Source organism: Streptomyces odontomachi (assembly GCF_024435355.1).
Taxonomy (GTDB): domain Bacteria; phylum Actinomycetota; class Actinomycetes; order Streptomycetales; family Streptomycetaceae; genus Streptomyces; species Streptomyces odontomachi.
This window is the reverse complement of the sequence record NZ_JAMJWG010000014.1, coordinates 1-17,644: the sequence shown is the minus strand read 5'-3', so window position 1 is coordinate 17,644 and position 17,644 is coordinate 1. Positions and strand designations below refer to the sequence as shown.

14 protein-coding genes are annotated in these 17,644 nt (G+C 72.4%); 4 read left to right on the top strand and 10 right to left on the bottom strand.

Annotated elements, in window-relative coordinates; all coding sequences use genetic code 11:
- Window positions 1-3: 3 nt before the first annotated feature.
- Together NQO67_RS26155 and NQO67_RS26150 are read right to left on the bottom strand one after the other, a co-directional pair.
- Entirely contained in the window at window positions 4-1,197 is a 1,194-nt protein-coding gene (locus tag NQO67_RS26155) for an acyl-CoA dehydrogenase family protein (protein ID WP_255952722.1), read from the bottom strand.
- A 429-nt stretch (window positions 1,198-1,626) separates the two neighbouring features.
- Window positions 1,627-3,399 (bottom strand): MFS transporter, encoded by a 1,773-nt coding sequence (locus tag NQO67_RS26150; protein WP_255952721.1) that lies wholly within the window; start codon window positions 3,397-3,399, stop codon window positions 1,627-1,629.
- A gap of 308 nt (window positions 3,400-3,707) precedes the next feature.
- On the opposite strand from NQO67_RS26150, the gene NQO67_RS26145 reads away from it, so the two are divergent.
- A complete protein-coding gene (locus tag NQO67_RS26145; protein WP_374119108.1) occupies window positions 3,708-4,895 on the top strand; it encodes a putative hexosyltransferase in 1,188 nt (395 codons plus the stop codon).
- Window positions 4,896-5,171: 276 nt separating this feature from the next.
- Complete coding sequence (locus tag NQO67_RS26140) at window positions 5,172-6,185, top strand: phosphatase PAP2 family protein (RefSeq protein WP_255952720.1); 1,014 nt, start codon at window positions 5,172-5,174, stop codon at window positions 6,183-6,185.
- 115 nt (window positions 6,186-6,300) lie between these two features.
- Here the strand turns inward: NQO67_RS26140 and NQO67_RS26135 are convergent, their stop codons facing one another.
- From NQO67_RS26135 to NQO67_RS26120, 4 genes are all read right to left on the bottom strand, one after another.
- A complete protein-coding gene (locus tag NQO67_RS26135; protein ID WP_255952719.1) occupies window positions 6,301-6,516 on the bottom strand; it encodes an I78 family peptidase inhibitor in 216 nt (71 codons plus the stop codon).
- 936 nt (window positions 6,517-7,452) lie between these two features.
- On the bottom strand, window positions 7,453-8,472 hold the full coding sequence (locus NQO67_RS26130) for a helix-turn-helix transcriptional regulator (protein WP_255952718.1): 1,020 nt from the start codon (window positions 8,470-8,472) through the stop codon (window positions 7,453-7,455).
- Between the two features lie 109 nt (window positions 8,473-8,581).
- Window positions 8,582-9,511, bottom strand: a complete 930-nt coding sequence (locus NQO67_RS26125) for a hypothetical protein (protein ID WP_255952717.1) — start codon at window positions 9,509-9,511, stop codon at window positions 8,582-8,584.
- A complete protein-coding gene (locus NQO67_RS26120; protein WP_255952716.1) occupies window positions 9,508-10,776 on the bottom strand; it encodes a glycosyltransferase family 4 protein in 1,269 nt (422 codons plus the stop codon). Before NQO67_RS26120 ends, NQO67_RS26125 begins: the two co-directional genes overlap by 4 nt.
- A gap of 683 nt (window positions 10,777-11,459) precedes the next feature.
- On the opposite strand from NQO67_RS26120, the gene NQO67_RS26115 reads away from it, so the two are divergent.
- Both NQO67_RS26115 and NQO67_RS26110 read left to right on the top strand, forming a co-directional pair.
- Window positions 11,460-12,233, top strand: a complete 774-nt coding sequence (locus NQO67_RS26115; protein ID WP_255952715.1) for a DUF8842 C-terminal domain-containing protein — start codon at window positions 11,460-11,462, stop codon at window positions 12,231-12,233.
- A gap of 101 nt (window positions 12,234-12,334) precedes the next feature.
- Complete coding sequence (locus tag NQO67_RS26110) at window positions 12,335-12,868, top strand: hypothetical protein (RefSeq protein WP_255952955.1); 534 nt, start codon at window positions 12,335-12,337, stop codon at window positions 12,866-12,868.
- 105 nt (window positions 12,869-12,973) lie between these two features.
- Here NQO67_RS26110 and der read toward each other — a convergent pair whose 3' ends face one another.
- The 4 genes from der to NQO67_RS26090 form a co-directional block, all read right to left on the bottom strand.
- Window positions 12,974-14,464, bottom strand: coding sequence for a ribosome biogenesis GTPase Der (gene der, locus NQO67_RS26105; RefSeq protein WP_255952714.1), 1,491 nt, complete (start codon window positions 14,462-14,464; stop codon window positions 12,974-12,976).
- Between the two features lie 129 nt (window positions 14,465-14,593).
- A complete protein-coding gene (locus NQO67_RS26100) occupies window positions 14,594-15,337 on the bottom strand; it encodes a lysophospholipid acyltransferase family protein (RefSeq protein WP_255952713.1) in 744 nt (247 codons plus the stop codon).
- Entirely contained in the window at window positions 15,295-15,957 is a 663-nt protein-coding gene (cmk, locus tag NQO67_RS26095; protein WP_255952929.1) for a (d)CMP kinase, read from the bottom strand. Before cmk ends, NQO67_RS26100 begins: the two co-directional genes overlap by 43 nt.
- A 334-nt stretch (window positions 15,958-16,291) precedes the next feature.
- Window positions 16,292-17,386 carry a prephenate dehydrogenase gene (locus tag NQO67_RS26090; RefSeq protein WP_255952712.1) on the bottom strand — a complete coding sequence of 365 codons (1,095 nt, stop codon included), beginning with the start codon at window positions 17,384-17,386 and terminating at the stop codon, window positions 16,292-16,294.
- Between the last annotated feature and the right edge of the window lie 258 nt (window positions 17,387-17,644).

The window sequence follows — 17,644 nt, the reverse complement described above, 5'->3', positions numbered from 1 at the left end:
GGCTCACCGGAAGGCATCGAGACCGGTGAGCGCCTTGCCCAGCACCAGCTGATGCATTTCCACCGTTCCTTCGTACGTCAGTACGGATTCCAGATTGGTGGCGTGCCGCATCACGGGATATTCCAGCGAGATCCCGTTGGCCCCGAGAATCGTCCGGGCGGTGCGGCAGATTTCCACGGCCTCCCGTACGTTGTTGAGCTTGCCGAAGCTGACCTGCTCGGGCCGCAGCCGCCCGGCGTCCACACGGCGCCCCAGGTGGTGGGCGAGCAGGATCCCCTTGTGCAGTTCGAGCGCCATGTCGGCGAGCTTGGCCTGGGTGAGCTGGAAGCCCCCGATGGGCTTGCCGAACTGGACACGGCTCTTGGCGTACTCCACCGCCGTCTCGAAGCAGGTGCGGGCAGCGCCCATCGAACCCCAGATGATGCCGTAGCGGGCGTGGCTGAGGCAGCTGAGCGGGCCGCGCAGGCCGGTCACCTCCGGCAGCACGGCGTCGGCGGGCAGCCGCACCTCGTCCAGGACGAGCTCGCTGGTGACCGAGGCGCGCAGGGACCACTTGTGCTTGATCTCGGGTGCCGAGAAGCCGCGGCTGTCCGTCGGTACCAGGAATCCGCGGATGCCCTCGTCGGTCTGCGCCCAGACGACGGCCACCCCGGCGATCGATCCGTTGGTGATCCACATCTTGCGCCCGGTGAGCACCCAGTCCCCGCCGGCGTCACGCTTGGCGAAGGTGCGCATGCCGGCCGGGTCCGAGCCGTGGTCGGGCTCGGTGAGCCCGAAGCAGCCGATCACCTCGCCCGCCGCCATCCGGGGCAGCCACCGCTGCTTCTGCTCCTCGGAGCCGAACCGGTGGATGGCGTACATGGCCAGGGACCCCTGGACGGAGACGAGGGAGCGCACGCCGGAGTCGACGGCCTCCAACTCCAGGCAGGCCAGTCCGTACTGCACGGCGCTGGCGCCCGCGCAGCCGTAGCCCTCCAGCGACATCCCCAGCGCCCCCAGCGCGCCCAGCTCCCGGGTCAGCTCCCTGATCCCCGGCAGCTCCCCCGCCTCGTACCACTCGGCCACATACGGCAGCACCCTGTCGGCGGCCCAGGAACGCATGGTGTCGCGCACCGCGAGGTCCTCGGCAGCGAGCTCGTCGTCGATGCCGAGCGGGTCGCCCGGGTCGAAGGGCGGCAGCTTCGGGGATGCGGACATGACGACCTCCGACAAAAACTAGCACCGATAATTTATGCCCCACCGACGTTACGGTCCTCTCGCCGTCCCCCGCAATCCACCGAGCGCTCGGAGTCGCCCACGGGGCTCACGGCGCCTCCGCGAAAGGGGCGAAACGGTACCCTTCAGGGCCTATCGCACCACGGAGGGGGCGGGGGCAGGGGGAGTTCTGTCACGCCGAAGGCGAGCCCGCCCGCATGGCACAGGCAAGGGGCGCGGGGAACTGCGCGAGCAACCACCCACCGGGCCGGTGGCCCGGACACGACAGAAACAGCCCCTTTGAGTCGGTGACGATCCGACGGTCTCGTCGGGGCTGAGCGCGCCCACGCGGCGGGAGCCGCAAAGTGTCACAGCCCCGCGCCCCTTTTCGGCGCACCTTACGACCGCCCGGCGGGCGCACCGCCGGCCGGGTCAGCCCCGCTCCGCCGCGGTGACCGCCGTATCGCGTCCCCCGCCCCGGCGGGTCGCCGAGGGCGCAGAGGTCGCCGCCGGCGCACCGGCCGTATCGGCACCCGTCGCCGATCCCTGGGCCGCGTCGCCCGCCGCCCGCGGCCTCGGCACACCGTCCACCCGGCCCCGCGGGTCCTCCATGAACCGCGGCAAGCGCAGCGCAGCCACCGCGCCGAGCAGCAGCAGACCCGCGCTGACCAGCAGCGTCACATGCAGGCCATGGACGAAGGAGGTGCGCGCGGCAGACCGCAGGGCGGCGCCCGCATGGCCGCCGAGCCGGTGCGCGACCTCGTACGCCTCGCCCAGCGAGTGGCGGGCCCGCCTGCCGTCCGACGTGGACACGCCGGGCACCGAGGAGAGCCCGGGCGCGTACGACGCGTTCATGACGCTGCCGAGCAGCGCGATGCCGATGCCGGCGCCGAGTTGGTACGACGTCTCACCGATGGCGGCCGCGCCGCCCGACTGCGCGGTGGGCGCCTCGTTGAGCATCGACTCGTAGGCGCCGAAGAGGGTGGTCTCCAGGCCGAAGCCGAGCAGCACGAAGCCGGTGAGCATCACCGCGGCGTTGTCGTGGGTGCCGAGCAGGGTGAGGCTGGCCACCGCGGCCGCGGTGAGGCAGAAACCGAACACGACCATGGCGCGCGGCCCGAACCGGCACAGCATCTTCGACCCGGTGAGCCCCGCGGCCATCGCAGCGACGGTGAGCGGCAGCAGCCTGAGCCCGGTCTGGAGCGGGGAGAGGCCGAGCACCAGCTGGAGGTACTGCGCGGCGATCAGCTCGAGGCCGACGAGGGCCAGCATGGCGAGCACGATGCAGCCGACGGAGGTGGTGAAGGCGGCCTTGGTGAACATCCGCAGGTCCACCAGCGGATGCGTCCGCCGGCGCTGCCGCCGCACGAACCCGGCCAGCAGCCCGGCTCCGGTGAGCAGCGGGAGCAGGGTCTGCGAGAGGACGAAGGTGCCGTTGCCGAGGTACTTCACGCCCAGCACCACGCAGAAGAGGCCGGCCGCGGCCATCAGCGCCCCGAAGACGTCCCAGGGCCCCTCGCCGTCACCGGTCGACTCCGGCAGCAGCCAGCGGCCGACGGGCAGGCTGACCAGCATCAGCGGGATGTTGACCAGGAAGACCGAGCCCCACCAGAAGTGCTCCAGCAGAAAGCCGCCGAGCAGCGGCCCGACGGCCGCACCCACCGCGGCCACCGCGCTCCAGATGCCGATGGCCAGGGCGCGCTCACGCCGGTCGGGGAAGACCTGGCGCAGGATCGACAGCGTGGCCGGCATGATCATCGCGCCGCCGACGCCCAGCAGGGCACGCGCCCCGATGAGCAGTCCGGCGCTGCCCGCGAAGGCGGCCACCGCGGAGGCCATGCCGAACAGGGCGTAGCCGAGCAGGAGGATCCTTCTGCGTCCGACGCGGTCGCCGAGCGTGCCGAAGAGGATCAGCAGCGCGGCGCAGACCAGCGGGTAGACGTCCACGATCCAGAGCAGTTCCATCGCTCCGGGCCGCAGGTCCTCGCTGACCGCGGGCACCGCGACGTGCAGCACGGTCGCGTCCACCGCGACCAGCAGCAGGCTGACGCAGAGCACGACGAGCACGAGCCAGCGGCTGGTGTCCCGGCCATCGGGCCCAGGGCGGGCGAAGCGGCGATGTCGGGGGGCGTCCTCCCCCACTGTCCCAGGGACGTGGGAGGCAGCCCCAGGCCCACGCGCCGCAGCGGTGGTCGTCCCGGACATGAGTGCGTACCTCCACAGACGGCCTTCGCGCCCGGTGGGCCCGCGGGGCGCGTGGTGGCGCGTCCATCCGGCGGAGCCCCTCCTCGTGGGGACCCTGGGGGCCCGGTCACGAAAGGCATGTGAGCGGCCAGCGTACGCGAGATCTCCGCGGTGTCATGTGGCGGACCCCACCCGATGTCGGGACATGGTGTGGTGTACGCCACGTACCTCTCCGGATCCCGGCACACCTCCGGCGGAGTCGTCCGTTCCGATGTCGACGACCGGGAACCGGCGCACGAGCTGCCGGAACACCACAGATAATCGAGCGCGTGACCGACCTTGATCCGGGCCTTCCATCGCCCTCCGCACACGCACGGCGCCCCACGGTGCGTGTGCGGGCGCGCGCCGTGCACGCCCTGCGACACGCCGCCCCGGCACTGCTGGGGTACGCCGCGGTGCGCGCCCTCGGCGTGGCGGTGCTGGCCCTGTGGAGCGCCGCTGCGGGCAAGAGCGCCCACCAGTTGCTGTCCGCCCGCTGGGACTCGCTCTGGTACACCCGCGTCGCCGCACACGGCTACGGCTGGCAGGTACGGCTGCCGGACGGCACCGTGCACACCAACCTCGCGTTCTTCCCGCTGCTGCCGTGGCTGGAACGGCTCGGCGCGGCGCTGACCCCGCTGTCGTACGCCGACGCTGGCCTCCTGGTCTCCTGGCTCGCCTCGCTGGCCGCGGCCTGGGGGGTCTTCGCGGTGGCGGACCACTGCCACGGCCGCCGGGTGGGGGTCTGTGCCGCGTTGCTGTGGGCGGTGCTGCCGGTCGGGATCGTGCAGTCGATGGCGTACAGCGAGTCGCTGTTCACCGCGCTGGCCGCCTGGGCGCTGTACGCGGCCCTGACCGGCCGCTGGGCGGTGGCCGGCGCCCTGGCCTGCCTGGCGGGTCTGACCCGGCCGGTGGGGATGGCGGTGGCGGCGGCGGTGTGGACGGCGGCGGGGATCACCGCGGTGCGCGAGCGGCGGCTGTCCTGGCGCACCGCCCTGGGCGTGCTGCCTGCCCCGCTGGGCACCGCGGGCTACGTGCTGTGGGTGGGCCACCGCACCGGCCGCGGCGTCGTCGGCTACCTCGATGTGCAGGGGCAGTGGGGCAACGGCTTCGACGGCGGGTGGGCCTTCGCACGGTTCGTCGGGGCGCGGCTGACCGCCTTCCCCGCGGTGTTCGCGGGGATCGGCCTGCTGGTGGGGGTCGCGCTGGTGGTGTGGCTGTACGTCCGGGGGGTGCGGCAGGGCCAGCCGGTGCCGCTGCTGGTGTACACCGGCGTGATCGTCGCCCTGGCCCTGGGCGCCGAGAGCTACTTCGGGTCCAAGCCGCGCCTGCTGCTGCCCGCCTTCCCCCTGCTGCTGCCGCTCGCCGTGCCGCTGGCGCGGCTGCGTCCGACCCGCTGGGCGCTGGTGCTGGGATGCGCGGCAGCGGCATCGGCGGTATACGGGGCGATCTGGCTGAACGGCTCGGGCCCGCCGTGAGCGCCCGCACCGCTCACCTCCGGAGAGATCCCAGGTGAGCGCGGCGCTTCTCTGGTGAGCGTCAGGAGAATTCCGAACGAGCAGCCGGTGAACGGAATTCAACCCACCCATAAAGGCGCCATAAGAATGATCAGCGGAATGGAACGAGAAGCCGATCGGCGGATTGTGAATAAGCCGAGGATAAACCACCGGTTGAGAGCAATCCCACATCACATCGTTATCACAAACCGGCGGATTCGACCTGCACTCCACCTCACTCGCTGTAACGTCGATTGAGTGCTTACCGAACGAAGCCTCACACGTCTGGGCCGGCTCTTCGCCCGCCTGGACCGTGAGCCGGCACGACCGGCCCACATCGATGTGCCGCACATGAGCCGGCACAGGATCGTGCTCCTCTGCGCGACCCTGGCCTTCTACATGGCCATCGTCTGGGCCATCGTCACCACCTCGTGGCTGGTGCAGTTCGACTGGGAGGTCATGTTCTTCCGGCCCTACCAACAGTGGCCGCAGGTGCATGCCTTCCTCGACTACTACGTCGTCCTCGGCCAGCGCGGTCCCACCGCGGTGATGGTGGCGGCCTGGCTGGGCTGGCGCTCCTGGCGGCAGCACACGCTGCGCCCGCTGCTCGCACTCGGCGCGGCACTGCTGCTGCTGAACACCACCGTCGGCGCCGCCAAGATCGGCATGGGCCGCCTCGGACCGCACTACGCCACCGTCGTCGGCTCCAACGAGATGTGGCTCGGCGGCGATATATTCCCTTCAGGACACACCGCGAACGCCGTCGTGACCTGGGGCATCCTCGCCTACCTGGCGTCCACCCCGCGGGCCCGCCGCTATCTGTCCGCCATCTCGGCCGTGGTGGCGCTCGGCGTCGGGCTGACCACCGTCTACCTCGGTACGCACTGGCTGAGCGATGTGGTGCTCGGCTGGGCCGCCGGGCTGCTGGTGCTGCTCGCGTTGCCCTGGTGCGAGCCGCTCATCGCCCGTGCGGAGTCCTGGCTGCTGGCCCGCCGTGACGCCTGGCGCCGGCGCCGTCCGGGCGCCAGGGCCACCGCCCCGTTCCCGGTCGGCGCATCCGCACTGCGGTCGCCCGCCCCGGAGCAGAGCGCGCAGCCGAGCCGTGAACCGCTGCCGGTACGCCCGGGCCGCAGCACGGCCCACCTGGCGCAGACCCGGCCCACCACGCGCTCCGAGCGGCCGCCCGTCACCCCGGCCGGAAGCCGGCGCCCACCGCACGCCGACCGGAGCCAGCGCAGCTCGACGACGGCACGCCCGTTGACGGGCGCCTAGGCCCTGTCCGGCGGACGACACGAAGGCCCGACGGGCAGCACATGGGGCGGGGCCGGATGCCGTGGCATCCGGCCCCGCCCCATGGTTTACGTCCTACCCGTCCTGCGTACCGGGCTCACCCCTTCCAACTGCGGCGCACGGTGCCGTCCTCGACCTCGAAGTTCAGCCGTCCGAAGCGGTACTCCATGGTGATGACGGTGCCCGGCGCCAGTGACCTGACGGTGGACCAGCCGCGCTCGCGGGCCCTGCGCTCGGCTTCGTCGGCGGCGAGGCCCAGGTAGGCCTCGGGGTCGTCCTCTGGTTCCGCGGGAGGCGGAGGGATGGGTGCCATACCGGCCACGGTAGGCGCCCCGAACGGGCCGACGGAAGCCAGCCGGGCGGTACTCCGGCCAGCCGGCGCAATTCCGGTACCGCAAAGCCCCGTTCTTCCTCGGTCCCGGCGACATCCCGCGAAGGCGAAGCCCCGGCCGCGTACACCCCGCGTCACCGTCCTCGGTTCCCTTCCGCGCTCCCGTTGCCTTCGGGACGGCCTTCTGTTCGCGGCTCCGGTTCCCTTCCCGGATCCCCGATCGGTCACATCTTTGTCACAGGATCACGACACGTCCAGGTCAAATTCGCGCGCCGCGCGCAACGGCCCGGCATTTGTTTCGGAATATCTGCGGGATTCCTGGGGAACGAATTATCGACCCCGCAATCCGACGGCACGGAAACTTCCCTGATCCGGCTCCGGACGCCCACATTTCCGGCCGCACCCGACCCGGCGCGGCGGCGCGCGCCCGGGTTGCCGGCACACCGCCGAGGGCGCGGCGGGCGCCCGGCACACCGCATGACATCAGGGAGCGGGCGCTCGCCGGGTCCTGGTCTGCCGGACGGCCGGGCGGGCGCTCGGGGCGACACGACCACCACCGTCGGTAGGCACCATCGGCCCGCCGGCAGGCACCCGCCGACACCGCCGGTAAACGGATCAGTCAACCCCCTGAATGCACCCCTGATCACATGTTCGGATTCCGGCCGCAGGTGGAGTCCGACCCACGCTCCGAGGACGTCCCGTCGCCTGATTCACCGGCTAGATCATTCCGTACGGAAGATCAGCGCCCCGATAGGGATCGGCCCGCCCAGCACGATCTTTCCGTTCCCTGCATGAACATATTTATGTGTCGACTCTTTTGCTTCGCCGGCGCTTCTGCCGGTACTTCTGCCGGTGCTCATCCTTCTGCCGGTGCTCATCGGATTGATGCCACCCGGCGCCGGGGCGCAGCGGCACAACCTACATTTGCGGTGCGCCACCGGTGGGGTGCCCGGGGCCCGTCTCGGCCGGGGCCGGGGACCGCTCCAGCGCCCGGGTGAGCCGGTCACGCAGCGCTGCGATCGAGTGGGTCAGCTCCGCCGGTTGCAGCACCTCGAAGTCGAAGCCCAGCATCATCACGTGGAACGCCATCGCATCGAAGCTGACCGCTCCGGTCCGCAGCAGGCAGGTGCGTTCGCTCTCCCGCTCCAGCACCCCCGCCGAGGGCGAGATGCGCTCGGCCGCCTGCTCGACGGGCACCAGCAGCCGCAGCACGGCCTGGGTCACGTAGGCGCGTGTCGAGACACCGCGGGAGACATAGCGGGCCAGGTCCTCATCGGGCGGGGTACGCGGCACGCAGCGCGGCCCGTGCGGGGGACGTGGGGTGATGCGGTCGGCGCGGAAGGTGCGCCAGTCCTCACGGGCCGGGTCCCAGGCGACGAGGTACCAGCGGCGCTCGGTACAGACCAGGCGGTGCGGTTCCACGGCGCGTGAGGTGACGGCGCCGGTGTGGTCGCGGTAGTCGAAGCGCAACCGCATGCTGTCGCGGCAGGCGTGGGCGAGTTCGGTGAGCACCGCCGGGTCGACGGCCGAGAGCCCCGCGCCGCGCAGCATGGGGACGGTGAAGGCGTTGAGGGCGCTCACCCGGCGTTGCAGCCGGTGCGGCAGCACCTGCTCCAGCTTGGCCAGGGCGCGCACCGAGGTCTCGCCGATCCCCTCGATGCCCTGGCCGGCCGCGGTCCGCAGACCCACCGCGACGGCCACCGCCTCGTCGTCGTCCAGCAGCAGGGGTGGCAGCTGGGCGCCCGCGCCGAGCCGGTAGCCGCCCCCGGTGCCGGGGCTCGCGTGCACGGGATAGCCCAGCTCACGCAGCCGCTCCACGTCACGGCGTACCGTACGGGGGGTCACGCCGAGCCGGTCGGCCAGGTCCTGGCCCGGCCATTCACGGTGCGCCTGGAGCAGCGAGAGCAAACGCAGCAGTCGCGCGGAGGTGTCCAGCATGGTGGCGAGTCTGCCAGGCCTTGCGGACAGCTTCCGTCCGCAAGGCTGCTGCTCCACGTCGGTCCGTGCCGCGTGGAGCGCACCTCTCGCAGCGTCCCGGGCGTCCGGCCTATGCGGGCCCTTCGGACTCCTCAGGGGGCACCGCCTCGACCCGGATCGCCAGGTCGTTGTCGACGGTGTAGTACGGCCGGACGGTCACGGGGGCGGGGGTCGCCGGGCGAGCCGGGATGCGTACCGGGGGGAAGCTGAAGATCGGCTTCTTGTCGGCGATGTCGTCGAGCAGCCGCGCGATCCGCACCCGCGGGTTGTCCTCGCCGGCGGGACGCAGCCACAGGTCCCAGAACTCCTGGCGGGCCGCGTCCAGCAGCGCCGGGTAGCCGACGCTGCCGGTGAAGTCGTCACCGTCGACGTCGACCGGGAAGCGCACCAGGGGACGCGGCGCCGTACGGCCGCGCAGTTCCACGCACGCCTGTTCGGTGAGCCGTGTCCCGTGGACCCGGCCCCGCACGGTCAGGGTGTCCCCCGCGATGCGCAGTTCGCCGACCTCCACGTGCGGGGCGCGCACCCAGCTGCGGACGGCGAGCTCGTTCTGCTTGGTCCCGTACGGGATGCGGACGCAGATCCGGCCGTCGGCGGCGTCCGGTTCCCGGTCGACGAGCGCACGCAGGTCGTTGACGCCGGGCGTCAGGCGCCGGCGAGTGCCGTCCGGGTCCTGGAGGAACGCGTCCCAGCGGCCCTCGGCGAAGTCGGCGGACGCCGCCAGCCGGGCCACCAGGTGCCCTTCGGGACCGGGATCGAGCGGCAGCAGCACCTCCTCGGCCGGGTCCGTGCGGCGCCGGCACAGCACCAGGTGCGCGGGCACCGGACCGGCCGCCGGGTTCGGCAGCACGAAGGTGAGGGTGCCGGCCGCGTCGGCACGGCAGTTGGCCCGTGCGGCGGGAGCGGCCTCGGGCTCCACGGGGCCCTGCGGTGCCGGGTGAGCGTCCTGGGTGGCTGCGGCGTCGCGGTCGGGAGCGGGGGTGGAAGGGGTCGTGGTCATGCGACGCTTTCCTTTCCGATGGCGGTGCGCACGGCGTCCCGTGCCGCGAAGGCACCGCCGACCAGCGCACCGCCAGCGCGGTACAGGGGCGCGCGCCAGCCGCTGCCCCGCCGGCCACCGCCCCCCACGACGAGACGCTCGAAGAGGGCCGCGTAACGCTCGGCGATCCGGCCGGGGTCGAAGCGCTCGGAGGCCTTGAGGGCGGCGTCGGCCATCCGCAGCCGCAGCGCGTCGTCGTTGATCAGTTCCAGCAGGCCGCGGGCGATGGCGTCGACGTCGCCCACCCGCACCAGACGGCCGTCGACCCCGTCGGCGATGATCTCGCCAGGGCCATACGGGCAGTCGGTGGAGACCACCGGCAGGCCGCAGCGCATCGCCTCGACGATGGACATGCCGAACGACTCCATGGTGGAAGTCACCGCGGCGATCGAGCCCTTGACCCACTCCGACTCGATGGGGTGCACCGGACCCATGAGTAAGACGTGGTTGTACAGGTCGAGGCGTTCGACGAGGGCGCGCAGTTGCGCCTTCTCCTTGCCGCCGCCGTAGATCCGCAGCCGCCAGTCGGGGCGCTGCGCGCGTACCGTGTCGAAGGCCTTGATCAGCAGGTCGAACCGCTTGACGGGCGCGAGCCGCCCGGCTGCCACGACCCATTTGCCCGAGCCGTCGGAGGGGTCGACAGCGGGCGCGGGCACCGGATTGGGGAAGGCCTCGACGTGCACCCCGGGCAACCGCATCCGGGAGCGGTAGGCGCGGGCGTCGGCTTCGGTGGTGGTGGTGAGCACGTCGAGCGCCGGGTAGACGGCGCGCAGTTGCAGGGTCAGGGTGCGCGTGTGGCTGTCGAGCGTGAGGTGCTCCTGTCCGACCCGCACCGGACCGGGCCGGGTCTGCCGGGCGAGGTGCACGTTGAGGCCGGGCCGGGTGGCGATCACCACGTCGGCCTCGGTGCCGGCCAGGTACGCGGCGATACGCCGATCGGTGAGCACGCTGTACTGCTGGTACGGGCCGTCCCCACGCGGGTACACCCGCGAGGGGCGTTGGTGCTCGGGGTGCTCGACATCGCTCTCGGGGGCGTCGGGGCGCAGGTCGACGAGGTCACGCAGCCGCACGCCGGGGCCCGGTGGCAACAGGGGGCGGTCCCGGTGACGGAAGACGGAGACGATCTCCACGTCGTGCTGCTGGGCGAGCGTGCTCGCCAGGTTGCACGTGGTGCGGATGGTCCCGCCGATCCCGTAGGCGTTGTGTATGAGGAATGAGATATGCATGCGTCCCTGTCTCTCGCTTCTCAGCGGCCCTGCGGAGGATCTCGCGATCCGTCCTGCACTGGTGGGACCTGCGGGCACGGGCCAGGGTTGGGCATCCTCACTGTCTTGTGCCGGAACAGTTGCGCCATCGATAGCCACGGGCGGGAACTTTTGCCGGCATGAAATCCGGCCACCGAAATGGCCAATAAGCCGGCCCGCAGAGAGGACTCATCCATAGGATGGGTTAGTGGGATTTATCGGACTCTATCATCGGCGTCGTCGCCTCGCAGCGCTTCACCCCCAAGGCACCCTCTCGCAAGACGCCACGCCCAGCGGACCGCAGCGTTCCGCTCCCCCGCTCCGCCCGACCTTCCCCCAAGGCCAGTTTTCAGCCATCCCCTTCATTCCATGATGTCGCGTTTTGTCGACCCATCGACGAAGCTCTTCCGCGCACCTGGCCGCCCGTCAACGGCCCAGTCACGAGCGCCGGTTGGGGTCCCGCGGAGTCAGGCACGCCACCTCTGCCGTGCGCTCGGCCGCGGTTCGATTCCCCGCCTCTCCGGGCGTGACTCCGCCACGCATCGGCCGTTGTCCTGAACGTGAGCCGGGACTGGCCCGGCTCGAGCCCGGGACACGCCCGGTCTCCCCCGCCGGCTGCACGGCGTGGGAGATACCCCCAGCACCACGATTTCCGAGGAGCCACCGTGCCGCGCATGCTCGACGTGAGCAACGACGTACGCGCTGAGATCGGCGACGACGAAGCCGACCGGCTGCTCGCCGGGGAGAACGCCCCGGGCAGCTACGACTGCACCTCCTGCCGCACCCCGGGCGACTCGGACCAGGAGCGCACCAGCACGGTCCTGTTCGTGGGCGAGGAGACCGCCGTCCTCGCGTTCGCCCACGCCACCTGCCTGCCCTCGCAGGTCGTCCAGGTCAGCGAGGAGCAGCTACGCGGCGCCGTGCGGTCGATCACCGGCCAGGGCGCCCCCACGCACGCCACGCCCGGACAGGCCGTGCTCGGCGTCACCAGCGGTCTGGTCCTGGTCGCCGGCGAGCTGCACCCCGCGCTGGTGGTCGAACCGACCGGACCCATCGCGCGCCCCGGTGCCGCCGGGCCCGGCGACGACTTCCTGCCGCTCCTGATGGAGCAGGGCTTCGTGCCGGTCAGCAACGTGGAGCAGCACGCCCCGGTGCTGCCCGGCTGGGCCGTGCTGCTCGCCGGCGGTCAGCTGCACGCGGTGCTCCAGCCGGGCCTCGGCGGCGGCTCCCCGGTGGCCTGGTGGCAGGCGCACCAGCCGCTCCAGGTCACCGACGGATGGCACACCGCGGCGACCCGGCTCCAGCAGGTCCTGGTGCTGGCCGCCCCGGTCGGCTCGATCGGCCGCCAGCCGCGCGAGGACCTGCTGCGGGAGGCCCTGGACCACGCCGCCGCGACGGGCCGCCTCGTCGCCTGCCGGATGCCGCTGTCGGACGGCTGAACGGCCGCCGCCCGGGTGCCCCGCGCGTCCGGCACCCCGGCGACCTGCGAAAGCAGCAGCCGCAACCGCATCCGTCGGGCCGCGAGGTCGTTGGCACCTACGTGACATACGACCTCGCCCGACGCTCCCCCTACCAGAGCGCGATCCCCGCCATGCGCCACGCGCCGGAACGCACCGGCAGCCCTTCGCCCACGCCCATCTACGACGCGCTCTACGCCGAGTACCGCAGGACGTTCCGGACCCTGCCGGGCGATCGGAGCGGCGAGGAGGAGTTCGGGTTCAAGGCCTTCGCCACGTTCTCGGGCGTCACGGGCTTCGTCACCGGCCTGCACGGCGTCGTCCCCTATCAGCCCGGAGCCCAGCCCGGGGCGATGACCGGAGGCGGGTTCCACGGCCCGAAGCGCGAGCTGCGGCAGCTGCCCGGGCCGTCCGGCGCCGGCAGCGGGCAGACGGCGCCGGCGCCCCGGTCCGCACCCTCCCCGCCGGCCGCACCCCCCGCGATGCGCCATACGCCGGCGCAGACCGAGCGGACCGGCGGCTACCAGACGGGCACCTGGCGGTACGGCAGCCGCCCGTACGGCCCCGAGGACCTCCTGCCGGCCGTCCTGCCGACCCGACGGCACGGCAACGGGTGAGGGCTCGGCACGCCTGCGCTCGGACGGCGGCGATCGCCGCGCCCCGCCCGCTCGGGCCACCTCTCCCGCTCCCGCACCAGGCTGCTCGTCCAGCCCCGTACCGGGCTACTTCTTACGCCCGCGCTTCTCCCGCACCCGCACGGAGATGTGCAGCGGCGTCCCCTCGAACCCGAACGTCTCGCGCAGCCGGCGCTCGATGAAGCGCCGGTAACCGTGCTCGATGAAGCCGGAGGCGAAGAGCACGAACCTCGGCGGCCTGGTGCCCGCCTGGGTGCCGAAGAGGATCCGCGGCTGCTTGCCGCCGCGCACCGGATGCGGGTGGGCGGCGACCAGCTCGCCGAGGAAGGCGTTCAGCCGGCCCGTCGGGATCCGGGTCTCCCAGCCGCCGAGCGCCGTCTCGATCGCGGGCACCAGCTTCTCCATGTGGCGGCCGGTGCGTGCCGAGACGTTCACCCGCGGCGCCCACGCCACCTGGCCCAGCTCGGTCTCGATCTCCCGTTCGAGGTAGTAGCGCCGCTCCTCGTCGAGGGTGTCCCACTTGTTGTAGGCGAGGACGAGGGCACGGCCCGCGTCGACCGCCATGGTGATGATGCGCTGGTCCTGCACGCTGATCGAGTCGTACGCGTCGATGAGGACCACGGCGACCTCGGCCTTCTCGACGGCGGCCGCGGTGCGCAGCGACGCGTAGTAGTCGGCGCCCTGCTGGAGGTGGACACGCTTGCGGATGCCGGCGGTGTCGACGAACCGCCAGGTCTTCCCGCCGAGTTCGATGATCTCGTCGACCGGGTCACGGGTGGTGCCCGCCAACTCGTCGACGACCACGCGGTCTTCGCCGGCCACCTTGTTGAGCAGAGACGACTTGCCGACGTTCGGGCGGCCGATGAGGGCCACCCGGCGCGGACCTCCGACACCGCCGCCGAACGTCTCCTGCGGTGCCTCCGGCAGCACTTCCAGGACGGCGTCCAGCATGTCGCCGGTGCCGCGGCCGTGCAGCGCGGAGACGGGGTGCGGCTCGCCGAGGCCGAGCGACCACAGCATCGCCGCGTCGGACTCGCCGCTCGGGCCGTCCACCTTGTTGGCGCAGAGCACCACCGGCTTGCCCGCCTTGCGCAGCAGCCGCACCACGGCCTCGTCGGTGTCGGTGGCGCCGACGGAGGCGTCGACGACGAAGACCACCGCGTCGGCGGCCTCGATGGCGTACTCGGCCTGGGCCGCCACGGAGGCGTCGATACCGAGGACGTCCTGCTCCCAGCCGCCCGTGTCGACCACCTTGAAGCGCCGGCCCGACCACTCCGCCTCGTAGGTGACACGGTCCCGGGTGACGCCCGGGGTGTCCTCGACGACCGCCTCCCGGCGGCCGATGAAGCGGTTCACCAAAGTCGACTTGCCGACGTTCGGGCGGCCTACCACGGCCAGCACCGGCAGCGGGCCGTGCCCGGCCGCCTCGATGGCGTCCTCGACCTCCTCGACGTCGAAGCCCTCCTCGGCGGCGAGCTCCATGAACCGGTCGAACTCGGCGTCGCCGAGCGCGCCGTGTCCGTCGCCGTCTAGTCCGGCGTCCCCGCCCGCGGAGCCGGGCTGGATCTGGTCGTTCATGGCGTGCTTACCTCGATCGTGGTGGTGGTCGGTGGTGGGGTGCCGCACCGGTGTCGCATGGGCCGGTCGGCGGTCCCCGGTGCCGGCGCCTTGGTGGCACCGGCACGTCCACTGCTGTTGAGTCTGGCCTCACCTGCCGGTGAGACGCCTCGCGTTTTCCAGGTGGCTGCTGAGACGTTCCTGGATGCGCACGGTGGCTTCGTCGAGCGCCGTGCGGGTGCGCCGCCCGCTGCCGTCGCCCGCGTCGAACGGGTCGCCGAAGACGAGATCGACACGGCTGCGCAGTGGCGGCAGCCCTGGTATCAACCGCACGCCCCCCGTGCCTTCTTCCCGCCCGCCCGGCATCCGTTCCGCGGTACCCAGCACCGCGACCGGCACGATCGGCGCCCCGCTGCGCACCGCGAAGTACGCGAGGCCGGACCGCAGGTCCGCGAAGTCGCCCACACCGCGGGTGCCCTCCGGGAAGATACCGAGGACGCCGCCGTTCTCCAGGACGCCGAGCGCCTGGGTGACGGCCGTGCGATCGGTGGTGGACCGGTCGACGCGCAGCTGGCCGATGCCCTTCAGGAAGGTGCCGAGCGGGCCGACGAACGCCTCCTTCTTGATCAGGAAGTGCACGGGTCGCGGCGCGGTGCCCATCAGCATCGGTCCGTCGATGTTGTGCGAGTGGTTCACGGCCAGGATCACCGGCCCGCGCGGCGGCACCCTCCACGCGCCCAGCACCCGCGGCCGCCACAGCCCGTACATGAGGCCGACCCCGATCCGGCGGCCCACTTCGGCACCGCGTATCGACGGTGCCCGGTCCTGGCCCCGTGCGGTGCGGGCCCCGGTCACTTGGCGGCCCGCTTCTCCTCGACGAGGGTGACGACGCACTCGACGACCTGCTGGAGCGTGAGCTCGGTGGTGTCCACCTCGATCGCGTCGGCAGCCTTGGCCAACGGTGACGCCTTGCGGCTGGAGTCCGCCGCGTCACGCCTGATCAGGGCCTCGTGGGTGGCGGTCAGGTCGACGCCCTTCAGCTCGCCGCTGCGCCGGGCGGCCCGGGCCTCCGGGGACGCGGTGAGGAAGATCTTCACGTGGGCGTCCGGCAGCACCGTCGTGCCGATGTCCCGGCCCTCGACGACGATGCCGTGCTCGGCCGCGGCGGCGATCGACCGCTGGAGCCGGCTTATCCGGGTGCGCACCTCGGGCACCGCGCTGACCGCGCTGACCTTGGAGGTGACCTCCTGGGTGCGGATGGGGCCCGCCACGTCGACTCCGTCGACCGTGATCGCCGGGCCGGCCGGGTCGGTTCCCGAGACGATCTCCGGCTTGCCCGCCGCGGCGGCGATCGCGGCCGGGTCGCTCACGTCGACGCCGTTGCTGACCATCCACCAGGTCATCGCCCGGTACTGCGCCCCGGTGTCGAGGTAGCTCAGGCCGAGCTGCCCCGCCACGGCCCGTGAGGTGCTCGACTTGCCCGTGCCCGCGGGGCCGTCGATGGCGACGATCACAGCCGGGGCGGTGCGGTCGGAGGTTGCGGCGGTGGCTGCGGTTTCCACAGGAGACGGGCACCTTCCTGGTGACGGGTGGGTGTACGCGGCACACGACGCCGGTGTCGTACGCGTACGCCTACGGGATGACGGGCGGCGATCTGGCCGGGAGCACTCGACGTACCCCCGGGCCTTTCAAGCACGGGGAAAGCGCCCAGCACAAGGTTACTGGTTCGAGCCGATGCCCCCGGACGGTGCCGGACCCCGGTGCACAGGCCCGCGGCACCGGAGCCACGTGGTACCCCTGACCGTAGGCCAGGGGGAAGGTGATCCCCCTCACTCCGGCCCCGGGGCGCTACTGCCGGATCGCCCAGCCCCGCTCCCGCAGCGCCGCGGTGAGCACCGGGACGGACCCGGGCACCACCGTCAGCTCGATCAGGCCGGCCTGCTGGCCGGTGGCGTGCTCGATACGGACGTCCTCGATGTTCACCCCGGCCTGGCTGGCGTCCGCGAAGATCCGGGCGAGCTGGCCCGGCTGGTCGTCGATGAGCACGACCACGTTCTCGTAGACCGCGGGCGCGGTGCCGTGCTTGCCGGGCACCCTGACCTGGCCGGCGTTGCCGCGGCGCAGGACGGACTCGATGCCGCTCGCGCCGCCGTGCCGCTTGTCCTCGTCGGCGGACTGCAAGGCGCGCAGCGCCCGCACCGTCTCGTCGAGGTCGGTGGCGACGTCGGAGAGCACGTCGGCGACCGGTCCCGGGTTCGCGGAGAGGATGTCGATCCACATCCGGGGGTCGGAGGCGGCGATCCGGGTGACATCGCGGATGCCCTGGCCGCAGAGCCGTACCGCGCTCTCCTCGGCGTGTTCCAGCCGGGCCGCGACCATGCCGGAGACCAGGTGCGGCATGTGGGAGACGAGGGCCACGGCACGGTCGTGGGCGTCGGCCTCCATCACCACCGGCACGGCGCGGCAGAAGGCGATCAGCTCCAGGGCGAGGTTCAGCACCTCGGTGTCGGTGTCGCGGCCCGGGGTGAGCACCCAGGGCCGGCCCTCGAAGAGGTCGGCGGTGGCGGCCAGCGGTCCGGACTTCTCCCGACCGGACATGGGGTGCGTACCGATGTAGGCCGCCAGGGTGGCGGCGTCCAGGCCGAGGGCGTCGAGCTCCCGCCGCGGGCCGGCCTTCACGCTGGCCACGTCGATGTACCCGCGTGCCGCACCGCGCCGCATCAGCTCCGCCAGGGTGGCGGCGACGTGCGCGGGCGGTACGGCGACGACGGCGAGGTCGACCGGGCCCTCGGGCGCCGTGTCGGTGCCGGCGCCGAGCGCCGCGGCGGTGCGCGCCTGCTCGGGGTCGTGATCGGCGAGGTGGACGTGCACACCGCGCCCCGCGAGGGCCAGGGCGGCGGACGTGCCGATCAGTCCGGTGCCGACGACGAGCGCGGTTCTCATGGGCGAATGTCCCTTGCGGTCCTGATGGCCTTGCTGGCGGAGGGGTCGTTCTGCGGACAGGGTAGCCAGCGCGGCGCCGCGAGGACGTGGCTGCCCGAGCGGCGAGACGGCACCTGCTGTCGCCGCGGCCTGGCGTCGTCCGGACCCGTCTCCGCTAGGCCCTGTCGTCAAACTCCCGTCTGCCCGGCGACGCCATGCACGCCCTCTCGCCGCACCAGGCACAAGCCCACGTACTCCCCCACTGCCTGAACGGCGTGG